Origin of the sequence: Mesorhizobium amorphae, from assembly GCF_014843845.1 — a bacterium.
GTDB classification, from domain to species: domain Bacteria; phylum Pseudomonadota; class Alphaproteobacteria; order Rhizobiales; family Rhizobiaceae; genus Mesorhizobium; species Mesorhizobium amorphae_A.
In genome coordinates this window covers 35,512-46,189 of record NZ_JHQS01000128.1, presented here as the reverse complement: position 1 = coordinate 46,189, position 10,678 = coordinate 35,512, and the positions used below count along the sequence as shown (strand labels likewise).

General features: G+C 65.2%; 11 protein-coding genes. All 11 read right to left on the bottom strand.

The window, feature by feature from the left end; translation table 11 throughout:
* Positions 1-675 (bottom strand): response regulator transcription factor, encoded by a 675-nt coding sequence (locus DH08_RS33350; RefSeq protein ID WP_006199726.1) that lies wholly within the window; start codon positions 673-675, stop codon positions 1-3.
* 207 nt (positions 676-882) lie between these two features.
* Positions 883-2,439 carry a Do family serine endopeptidase gene (locus DH08_RS33345; RefSeq protein ID WP_192183455.1) on the bottom strand — a complete coding sequence of 519 codons (1,557 nt, stop codon included), beginning with the start codon at positions 2,437-2,439 and terminating at the stop codon, positions 883-885.
* A gap of 120 nt (positions 2,440-2,559) precedes the next feature.
* Positions 2,560-3,024, bottom strand: coding sequence for a cytochrome c-type biogenesis protein (locus tag DH08_RS33340; protein ID WP_192183454.1), 465 nt, complete (start codon positions 3,022-3,024; stop codon positions 2,560-2,562).
* Positions 3,021-5,003, bottom strand: a complete 1,983-nt coding sequence (locus DH08_RS33335; RefSeq protein WP_192183453.1) for a heme lyase CcmF/NrfE family subunit — start codon at positions 5,001-5,003, stop codon at positions 3,021-3,023. The genes DH08_RS33340 and DH08_RS33335 overlap by 4 nt, the downstream gene beginning before the upstream one ends.
* Positions 5,004-5,065: 62 nt before the next feature.
* Complete coding sequence (ccmE, locus tag DH08_RS33330; RefSeq protein ID WP_192183452.1) at positions 5,066-5,509, bottom strand: cytochrome c maturation protein CcmE; 444 nt, start codon at positions 5,507-5,509, stop codon at positions 5,066-5,068.
* A gap of 3 nt (positions 5,510-5,512) precedes the next feature.
* The gene (gene ccmI / locus DH08_RS33325; RefSeq protein ID WP_192183451.1) at positions 5,513-6,649 is read right to left on the bottom strand and encodes a c-type cytochrome biogenesis protein CcmI; all 1,137 of its coding nucleotides are present in this window, start codon (positions 6,647-6,649) and stop codon (positions 5,513-5,515) included.
* Between the two features lie 115 nt (positions 6,650-6,764).
* Positions 6,765-7,208, bottom strand: coding sequence for a hypothetical protein (locus tag DH08_RS33320; protein WP_006199720.1), 444 nt, complete (start codon positions 7,206-7,208; stop codon positions 6,765-6,767).
* Positions 7,209-7,326: 118 nt separating this feature from the next.
* Positions 7,327-8,760 carry an ATP-binding protein gene (locus tag DH08_RS33315; RefSeq protein ID WP_192183450.1) on the bottom strand — a complete coding sequence of 478 codons (1,434 nt, stop codon included), beginning with the start codon at positions 8,758-8,760 and terminating at the stop codon, positions 7,327-7,329.
* A complete protein-coding gene (locus tag DH08_RS33310; protein ID WP_006199718.1) occupies positions 8,744-9,409 on the bottom strand; it encodes a response regulator transcription factor in 666 nt (221 codons plus the stop codon). The genes DH08_RS33315 and DH08_RS33310 overlap by 17 nt, the downstream gene beginning before the upstream one ends.
* Positions 9,410-9,499: 90 nt before the next feature.
* Positions 9,500-9,799 (bottom strand): hypothetical protein, encoded by a 300-nt coding sequence (locus DH08_RS33305; RefSeq protein ID WP_192183449.1) that lies wholly within the window; start codon positions 9,797-9,799, stop codon positions 9,500-9,502.
* A 157-nt stretch (positions 9,800-9,956) separates the two neighbouring features.
* Positions 9,957-10,364, bottom strand: coding sequence for a DUF3168 domain-containing protein (locus DH08_RS33300; RefSeq protein ID WP_192183448.1), 408 nt, complete (start codon positions 10,362-10,364; stop codon positions 9,957-9,959).
* Positions 10,365-10,678 lie beyond the last annotated feature (314 nt).

Here is a 10,678-nt window from a genome sequence, read left to right as displayed (position 1 = left end):
TCAGCCGCTCTTCAGCATGTAGCCGGCGCCACGAACCGTATGCAGGATCGGCTTGTCGAAGCCTTTTTCGATCTTGCCGCGCAGCCGCGAGACATGGACGTCGATGACGTTGGTCTGCGGATCGAAATGATAGTCCCAGACATTTTCGAGCAGCATGGTGCGCGTCACAACCTGGCCGGCGTGGCGCATTAGATATTCGAGCAGGCGGAATTCGCGCGGCTGCAGCGTGATTTCGCGCGCGGCGCGGCGCACAGAATGGGAGAGACGGTCGAGCTCGAGATCGCCGACCCGGTAGACGGTTTCGGCTTCGCGGGCGCTGGCGCGACGGTTCAGCACCTCGACGCGGGCGAGCAGCTCGGAAAAAGCATATGGCTTGGTCAGATAGTCGTCGCCGCCGGCGCGCAGGCCGGTGACGCGGTCGTCGACCTCGCCCAGCGCCGACAGGATCAGCACCGGCGTGGTGTTGCCGCGCGAACGCAGGCCGGCGATGACCGACAGGCCGTCGCGGCGCGGCAGCATGCGGTCGACCACCATGACGTCATAGTCGCCGGCATCGGCAAGCGTGAAGCCGGTCTCGCCGTCGCCGGCGACATGGGCGGTGTGCCCGGCCTCGGCAAAGGCTTTCTCGAGGTAGTCCGCAGCCTCGCGATCGTCTTCTATGACAAGAATCTTCATAGAGCCGTTATACGCGATTTCGCTGGAAGAATGAGTGGTGGCCGGCATGTGCGTCTGGGCCTTTTAAGTTAGAGCGGCAGCGGGCGATGGGAAGCCCGCTGCCGCCGGGGGCGGAACACGATGACTGACTAACGCATTCAGGCCCCGTGCTTTCCCGTGCGGCGGCTCGGGGGTGTTGAAACCGCCGCACCGGAAAAGTTTCGAATGTCAGCCCTTCGCGACAGGCAGGGCGACGAAGCGGTTGGAGTCGTCGCGGGTGATCTGCATCAGCACCGCCTTGCGGCCCGACTTCACCGCGTCGGCCATTGCCTTGGTGACATCGTCGGTTCCGCTCACCTCCACCGAATTGACCGAGGTGATGATGTCGCCGGGCTGGATGCCGCGATCGGCAGCGTCGCTGTCCGGGTCGACATCGGTCACAACCAGTCCCTTGCCCTTTTCGGACTTGGTAACGGTGAGGCCAAGATCGGCCAGCGTGTCGGGCTTTGCCGGAGCGGCGGGCTGCTGCTGATCGGCCGAGGCTTGCTTGTCGCTTGCCGGCAACTTGCCGAGGTCGACCTTGATGGTCTCGCTCTTGCCGTCGCGCCACACGGTGACGTCGACCGGCTTGCCAGGCGAGTAGGCGCCGATCAGACGGGCGAGTTCCTTGGGCGAAGCAACGTCCTTGCCGTCGACCTGGGTGATGACATCGCCGGCGGTGATGCCGGCCTTCTTGCCGGGGCCGTCGTCCTGCGCACTCGACACCAGTGCGCCCTTCTCGGATTTCAGCCCGAGCGACTCGGCGATGTCGGACGTGACCGGCTGGATTTCGACGCCGAGCCAGCCGCGCTGGACGGAGCCGTTCTTCATCAGGTCCTCGACGACCTGCTTGGCCGTCGAAGCCGGGATGTCGAAGGCGATGCCGACGCTGCCGCCCGAGGGCGAGAAGATCGCGGTGTTGATGCCGACGACCTGGCCGTTGAGGTTGAAGGTCGGGCCGCCCGAATTGCCGCGGTTGACCGAGGCATCGATCTGCAGGAAGTCGTCATAAGGACCGGCGCCGATGTCGCGGCCACGGGCCGAGACGATGCCGGCGGTCACGGTGCCGCCAAGGCCGAACGGATTGCCGACGGCCACCACCCAGTCGCCGACACGGACCTTGGAATCGTCGGCGAAGTCGACATAGGTGAACTTGCCGACGCCATCGACCTTGAGTACGGCGAGATCGGTGCGCGGGTCGGTGCCGATCAGCTTGGCGTCGAGTTCCTTGCCGTCATTCATCACCACGGTGAAGGCCGAGCCTTCCTCGACGACGTGGTTGTTGGTGACGAGGTAGCCGTCATCGGAGATGAAGAAGCCGGAGCCTTGCGCCACCGGGCGCGGCTGGTCGTTGTTGTGGTCGCGGTGGTTGAAGCGGCGGTTGCCGAACTGGTTCTGGCCGTTCTGGTCGCCAAAGCCGCGGAATTCCTTGAAGAAGCGACGCAGCTGCGGATTGTCGGGCAGGTTGTTCATGCCGTCCTGGTCGTCCGACTGGTCGGAACCATCATCGGCCGCCGGCTCGATCTTGGCCTTGACCTTGACGCTGACCACCGCCGGCGAGACGCGCTCGACGATGTCGGCAAAGCCGGGAACCTGCGGCGCCTCGACACGCACGGCATCGGCCAGAACTGGAGCCGTTCCGGTGGTCACGATACCAAAGCCGACGGCGCCGGCAACGGCCAGCGAGGCAACGGCGGCCAGAAGGCGCTTGCGGGTGCGGGAATATGAATTGGGGGCAATATTCATGGGTCTCGTATCCTCTTTTGATTGGATGCGGCTTAGCCAGGACATCCTCGATCGAGAGGAATAGAGAGGCGCACATTACGGCGCCATTTCCGGTGCATGAAACTTTTGTAATGTTGGCGATCAGTCGCGCAGCATCTTTTCCAGCGCCGCCTGCTCCTCGGCGGTCAGGGACTTCGTTGCCGTCGAACGGCGCGATCGCGCCGTGAGCACGATGAAGATGCCGCCGGCCAGAAGCAAGAGCACCGGCGTGCCCCAGAGCAAGGCATTGCTCAGGCTGAAGCGCGGCTTCAGCAGCACGAACTCGCCGTAGCGCGAAACGACATAGTCCATCACCTGCTGGTCGGTGTCGCCTGCGACAAGCCGCTGGCGCACCAGGATGCGCAGGTCGCGGGCGAGATCGGCGTCGGATTCGTCGATCGACTGGTTCTGGCAGACCATGCAGCGCAGCCCTTCCGACAGGGTTCGCGCCCTCGCCTCCAGCGCGGGATCCGAGAGCACCTCGTCAGGCTTCACCGCGAAGGCGCTGCCGGCGAACAGCAGGCCCAGCAACAGCACCAGCGAAGCCAGCGAGACCCTTGCCATCATGACAGGCTCGCGGAAGGCACGAGTTTCTTGCGGCGCGACGGCGCGCCGACGCGCAGTCGGCGGTCCATCAGCGACATTGCCGCGCCCGCCATCATCACCAGGGCGCCGCCCCAGATCAGCGTCACCAGCGGCTTCCACCACAGCCTGACGACGACGGAGCCGTCATTGCCCTCATCGCCCAGCGACAGATAGAGCTGGCTGAACCAAACAGTCCTGATGCCGGATTCGGTCGTCGTCGTCTGCCGCACCGGAAAGAAGCGCTTGGCCGAGCTGATCTCGCCCTTTGCGTTGCCGTCGGCGCCGATGACGACGAAGCGGCCGCGATCCTCGCTATAGTTCGGCCCTTGGGCCGGGTAGAGCCCTTCGAAGCGCAGCGTGTTGCCCGACAGTTCGACGGTCTCGCCGGCATGCATGGACAGGATCTTCTCGGTGCCGAAGCTGAGCGTGCCGACGATGCCGAGCAGCGTCAGGCCAAGGCCGAGATGGGCGAGCGCGGTGCCGAACACCGAGCGCGGCAGGCCGGCGAAGCGCCGCAGCATGATGGCGGGCGTCACCGAGCCGAAGCCCGATTTGACGGCGAGATCGGTGAGCGCACCGCAGACCAGCCAGACGGCAAGGCCGACGCCAAGCGCCGCGAACACCGAGGCGCCATCGACGAACAGGACCGTTACCAGCATGGCGGCAAGTGCCGCGGCAAAGGCCGCCATCAGGCGCTGGGCGGCGGCGAAGACGTCGCCGCGCTTCCAAGCAAGCAGCGGACCGAACGGCACGATCGCCAGCAGCGGCAGCATCAGCGGGCCGAATGTCAGGTCGAAGAACGGCGCGCCGACCGAGATCTTGCCGCCGGTGACGGCTTCGAGCGCCAGCGGATAGAGCGTGCCGACCAGGACGGTGGCGGTTGCGGTGGTGAGGAACAGATTGTTGAGGACTAAAGCGCCTTCGCGCGAGATCGGATGGAACAGGCCGCCGGCCGTCAGCCTCGAGGCGCGCAAGGCGAACAGTGCCAGCGAGCCGCCGATGAACAGCGTCAGGATGCAGAGGATAAAGACGCCGCGCGTCGGGTCGGTGGCGAAGGCATGCACCGAGGTCAGCACGCCGGAGCGCACCAGGAAGGTGCCGAGCAGCGACAGCGAGAAGGTGAGGATGGCGAGCAGCAGCGTCCAGATCTTCAGCGCCGAGCGCTTTTCCATGACGATCGCAGAATGCAGCAGCGCCGTGCCCGCCAGCCATGGCATGAAGGAGGCGTTCTCGACCGGATCCCAGAACCAGAAGCCGCCCCAGCCGAGCTCGTAATAGGCCCAGTAGGAGCCCATGGCGATGCCGCCGGTGAGGAACATCCAGGCGACCAGCGTCCACGGCCGTACCCAACGCGCCCAGGAGGCGTCGATGCGGCCCTCGATGAGGGCGGCGACCGAGAATGAAAAGCAGATCGAGAAGCCGACATAGCCGAGATAGAGCAGCGGCGGATGAATGGCGAGGCCGAGATCCTGCAGCACCGGGTTGAGGTCGCGGCCCTCGATCGGGGCCGGGTTGAGCCGGGTGAAGGGATTGGACGTCGCCAGGATGAACAGGAAGAAGGCGGCGCCGATAGCGCCCTGCACGGCCAGCACATTGGCCTTGAGCGTTGCCGGAAGGTTGGAGCCGAAGGCGGCAACAAGAGCGCCGAAGAAGGTCAGGATCAGCACCCAGAGCAGCATCGAGCCTTCGTGATTGCCCCAGGTTCCGGTGATCTTGTAGATCAGCGGCTGCAGCGAATGCGAATTCTCCCAGACGCTCGCCACCGAGAAGTCGGAGCTTGCGTAGGCGATTGCCAACGCCGCGAAAGAGAGCGCGGTGAGCGCGAAGCCGGTCACCGCCACCGGACCGCCGACCGCCATCATCTTCTGGTTGCCGGCGCGCGCGCCATAGAGAGGCACCAGCATCTGCACCAGCGACAGCGCGAAGGCGAGGACGAGGGCGAAATGTCCGGTTTCAACCAAGGGTCACCTGTTTTGTCGCAGGTTCTGGTCGCAAAACCGCGTGGCACTTTTGCGGAACCTGCTCACTCACTCTTGCTCTCCTGCCAGACGCCCTTGGCCTTGAGGCCGTCGGCAACTTCCTTGGGCATGTAGCGCTCGTCATGCTTTGCCAGCACGCTGTCGGCGACAAAGACGCCGTCCGGGCCGAAGCTGCCCTCGGTGATGACGCCCTGCTCCTCGCGGAACAGGTCGGGCAGGATCCCGGTATAGGTGACCTTGACCGATTTCTGCTTGTCGGTCACCGAAAATGCGACGGTCGCGCCCTGCCCGCGCTCGATGGTGCCCTTTGCGACCAGACCGCCGAGCCGAATGCGCTGTCCGGGCTGGACGGTTGCGGTGGCGAGATCTCCGGGCATGTAGAAATAGGAGGCCTTCTGGCCGAGCGCGTAGAAGGTGAGACCCGTGGCGGCACCGAGGAAAGCCAACCCCGCGACGATCACCGACAATCTCTTCTGCCTGCGCGTCATCGTCTACTCCGTCGCCGTCAGGCCGAGCGAGGCGGCAAAGGCGGTGAACTTTTTCGCTTCCTCGCTGTCGGCGCCAAAGACGGCTATGCCGCGGCTCAGCGCATCGCGCGCCTGGTCGGCCTTGCCAAGCACGACATAGGAACGAATGAGCCGCATCCATCCTTCCGTGTCGCGCGGGTTTTGTTTGAGCTTCTCGTCGAGCCCGGCGACCATTGTCTCGATCATCGCCTGGCGGTCCTGCGGCGACATCGACTGCGCCGCTTCGACCGCCTGCGCATCCGGGCCGTTGGCGGGCGTTCCCGACGCGACGGTCCTCTTCGCGTTTTCGGCCAGCGCCTGCTCGACGGCGCGGCGCCAGGGCGATTCCGGCGGCAACGTGCCGAGCATGTTCTGCCAGGCCGTCGTCGCCTCCGCGGCACGGCCTTCCTGCGCCAGGCCCATCGCCAGGTAGAAGCTTGCCTTCGCATTGGCCGGATCGAGCTTCAACGCCGCCTCGAACGCGTCCTGCGCCTCGGCCGAGACGATACCGCCGGCGGCATTGGCGATCGCCTCGCCGAGACCAGACTGGCGAGTGGCGCTGACGCCGTCGAGGCGGATAGCGTTGCGATAAGCGGCCACCGCGTCGGAATAGCGCTGCAGGCGCAGATAGATTGGCGCCAGCACGTCCCAGCCGCGGCCATCGGAAGGGTTGGCGGCCAGATGCGCCTCGGCGCGAGCGACCAGCTCGTCCACCGAGGAGTCGGCAGGATTCTTGGCGAGCCGCTCGGCGAGCGGCTGCGAAGGCAAATCGGGCGAGCCGAGCTTGATGTAAAGCCCCCAGCTGATCAGCGGAACCGCCAGCACCGCCACAGTCGCCACCAGCCTTGTCGTCACCGACGGCCGCCGCGCGGCCGTGCCGGCCTGACCGGTGGTGCCAAGGCGCAGGATGCGACGGCCGATTTCGGCACGCGCCTCCTCGGCGTCGGCCGGCTGGATCAGACCGCGCGCCACATCGCGGTCAAGCTCGGCGAGCTGATCGCGATAAACCTCAAGGTCGTGGTCGCCGGGAGCCGACGCGCCCTTCGGGCCACCGGCCAGCGGCAGCAGCACCGCAAGGCTGGCGCCCAGCGTGAGGATTGCAGCTATGACCCAGAACAGCATCTTTCATCCAATACCGGCAGAGCCCTGCCCTGCCAACATGGGCATCCTGCGACGCTTTGACGGCACGTGCGCCGAAGTCCCTGACCTGTCAGCCGGGCTGGGGTTGTCAATCCGGCTAGGTCAGCGGCGTCCAGCTGCCGTCGGCGTTGCGGCAGGCGGTGCCGCGCGCGGTGGCCCCGGCGGCGCCGCTGAACACCGTATGGGTGTATTGCCGGCAATCCTGCGAGCCGACCCGATAGGGCTGGGCGGCAACGACTTCGCCGGAACGGCCCGAACTGTCGCTCTTCCACGTCACCTTCTGGCCGCTCGCCGTGTATTCGAGCGCCTTGTACTCGGCTTCCAGCGCCTTGCGCTTGTCGGCATCGCTCAGGCCGGAGCCGATCGATCCGCCGACAAGGCCACCGGCCATGGCCGAAATGATCGTCGTCGCCACCTTGCTGCCGGCCGGAGGCGTGGCGGCCGGCGCCGGCGTGACCGCCGCGCCAGGGCCGCCCTTGCCCAACGTCCCACAGCCGGAAACGGCGAGCAGTGCGGAAAGGAGCGCGACGCGAATCTTCATGCCAACAACCGGATTTCTCGAGCAGGATGAACTGGGGGCCGCGCCATCGGGAAGCTGGCAAGGCCATAGTATTGATATTTGTCGGAAATTTGGCCGCAGCCCACCATTGAAAATAGCATCACTGAAGGCTCCGCAACCGCACCGCCGCCTTCAACCCGCCCATGACGGAGCGTTCAAGCGCCAGACCGCCTCCATACTCGTTGACGAGGTCGGCGACAATGGCGAGGCCGAGCCCCGTGCCAGGTTTGGTTTCGTCGAGGCGCCGTCCGCGCTTCAGCGCCTCGCGCGCCTTGTCCTCGGGAATGCCCGGACCGTCATCCTCGATGGCGATCTCGAACAAATTGGCATCCTTGCCGGGGACACGCGAGACCGACACGGCGACCGCACCCCTGGCCCATTTCATGGCGTTGTCGAGGAGATTGCCCAACAGTTCCTCCAGGTCCTCGCGCTCGCCGCCGAAGATGATGTCGGTGGCCGGCAGTGAAAGCGTGAGGGTTGTCTCAGGGTTGAGCTTTTGCAGCACGCGCACCATGCGCTGGACCAGGGGCGCCACCGGGGTGCGGTAGACGACGCTGTCGCGCTGGGCGGCGACGCGCGCCCGCTGCAGATAATGGTCGACCTGCTTCTGCATCGAGGCGGCCTGCTCGGTGATGAGCTGGCCCTTGGCGCCGCCGAGCGCCCGGCCCTCGTTGAGCAGCACGGCCAGCGGCGTCTTCAGCGAATGGGCGAGGTTGCCGACCTGCGTGCGCGAACGCTCGACGATGCGCTTGTTGTTCTCGATCAGTGCGTTGGTCTCGTTGGCAAGCGGTTCGATCTCGGCCGGAAAACTGCCGTCGAGCCGCTGCGCCGTGCCCTCGCGCACCATGGCGAGCGCGTTGCGGACGCGGCGCAAGGGCTGCAGGCCGATCAGGATGGCGAAGGCGTTGATGGCGATCATGCCGACGCCGAACAGCGACAGATAGGTCAAGAGGCGGCGCTGGAAGCTGGCGATCTCCTGCTCCAGTTCGGTCTGGTTGCCCATGACGCGAAAGCGCGCGGCCCGGTTCTTGGCATCGAGGACGAATTCGCTTTCGAACACCTCCAACTCCTCGCCATCGATGCCTTCGCTGCCATAGCTGCGCTGGAAGCTGGCGTTGAAGGGAACCTCGGCGACGCTCGGCGAAAGAATCGCCTTGGTCATCGAAGAGGAGTGCAGTTCGCCATGCACGCCCTCGGAGGCCGGTTCAACCGACCAGTACCAGCCCGAATTCGGTTCGGAAAAGCGCAGGTCGCCGAGGTCCGGCGCGCCGGTCAGCTGGCCGCTTTCGGAAACGCCGACCGAGCCGATCAGGTTGAACAGATGAGCCGAAAGCAGGCTGTCGAAGCCGCGCTCGCTGGCCTGGCGGTAGAGCGTGGTGATGAGGGTGAAGATGACGACCAGCGTCAGGATCGCCCACAAGGTCGAGAAGGCGATGACGCGAAACGCCAGCGAGCGCGGCCAGAACCGCGCCGAAAGCGTCTTGGAGACGACCGGTTTTGAGGTGAGAGGTTCCGCCTTACGCCTCCGGCTCACGCATGCGGTAGCCCATGCCGCGCACGGTTTCGATCATGTCGATGCCCATCTTCTTGCGAAGCCGGCCGACGAAGACCTCGATGGTGTTTGAGTCGCGATCGAAATCCTGGTCATAGAGATGCTCGACCAGCTCGGTGCGCGACACGACCTCGCCCATATGGTGCATCAGATAGGCCAGCAGCCGGAATTCATGCGAGGTCAGCTTCAACGGCTGGCCGTCGACATCGGCCTTGGAGGCCTTGGTGTCGAGGCGCAGCGGCCCGCAGGTCAATTCCGACGAGGCATGGCCGGCGGCGCGGCGGATAAGCGCCCGCACCCTCGCCAGCACCTCCTCGATATGGAACGGCTTGGTGACATAGTCGTCGGCGCCGGCATCGATGCCCGACACCTTGTCGCTCCAGCGGTCGCGCGCCGTCAGGATCAGCACCGGCATCTTGCGGCCGCCGCGGCGCCAGCGCTCGACGACGCTGATGCCGTCCATCTGCGGCAGGCCGATGTCGAGCACCACCGCGTCGTAGGGTTCGGTGTCGCCGAGGAAATGCCCTTCCTCGCCGTCGAAGGCGCGGTCGACGACATAGCCGGCATCGACCAGCGCATCCGCTATCTGCCGGTTGAGATCCTTGTCATCTTCGACGACGAGCACGCGCATGACGGTTAGAACCTGTTGACGGATCCGGGGTCAGATATAGGCCGATTCCGGCGGTCTGGGAAACGGAGGCCTGTTAGATGGAAGATCGGGTCAGTTCAGCGGAACGACGATTTCGGAGCGGCGCGGACGCTGGCCGTCCTTGCCCGGCACCAGCACGACGATGACGCAGACCGGCTGGCCGCCGCGCGTCGACTGCGAGGCCTTGGCCAGCGTGCCCCCATACTGCTCGGCTACCTGTTGGCCGATCGCATAGCAGTCCGACGCAGCCAGCACGATCGGCTGGGTGTCGGCGGGCGCGACGACCGGCATTGCCGTCGCCTGCGACGCAAACAGGCCGGCCGCTGCAAGCGCCAGTGTCGCGGTTCGAAGATGGGAGCGAAGTGTGTTCATGGTCAGCGTTGTAACGCATCGGTGCTGAACGTGAAATGAACGGTGAACGCCCGAAAAACCATGCCCGCCACACCCCTGCAACCCGAGATCCACCGCCCACCCGGTGATATCAGCGAAAGTCCAGTCTAGACTCCGATTCACCGATATTGAAAGCGTGTCACGCGTTTTCCTGCGTGATGGCGCGAAAGCGCAGCATGCCATGATGGACCGCCAGATCCTCGTCATAGCGGGCCTCGGCGAATTCCAGCGACAGGCGTGTCTGGCCATGCGGGCCGATGGCCAGCGCCGCGTCGGCAAGGCGCGCCTCGATAGTGTCCATGATGACACGCGTCTCGGCTCCGCCATGGGCTTTCGACCAGACATGCAGCGTGACAAGCTGATCGGCATCGTTGTCGGCGCCGGTGTCAAGGTCGAAGGCGCTGGTGTGGCCGCAGGTTACATAGGGGAAGGCGGCGTTGTCGGTCGCTTGCTCGAGCAATCCGGCGCCGCCCAGCAGCGCCGACAGCGAGGCATCGCTCTTCAATCTCAGGAATAAGGCCTGCAGCAAATCGTCGGGCGCCGTCATCGTTTTCTCCCTCGCCCGTTACGCCTTGAACAAGCTTTGTTGCACCACCGGCAATTCGCTTGCAGCCTAGAGCATGATCCCGAAAAGTGGAATCCGGTTTTCGGAAAAGATCATGCTTGAACAAAAAGATGGAGCCATCCCAATCCATTGGGGTGGAACAGGCCCTAGCCGCGTTGGGCGCGTTCCGCCAGATGACGACCCGCATGGTGGACGGCACGAATCAGTCCGTCTTCTCCGGATCATGAACGCGCATGATCTCGGAAATACGACTCTGTCGCCGCCATGCGGGGAGATGCTCAACTGGCTGAACCGCA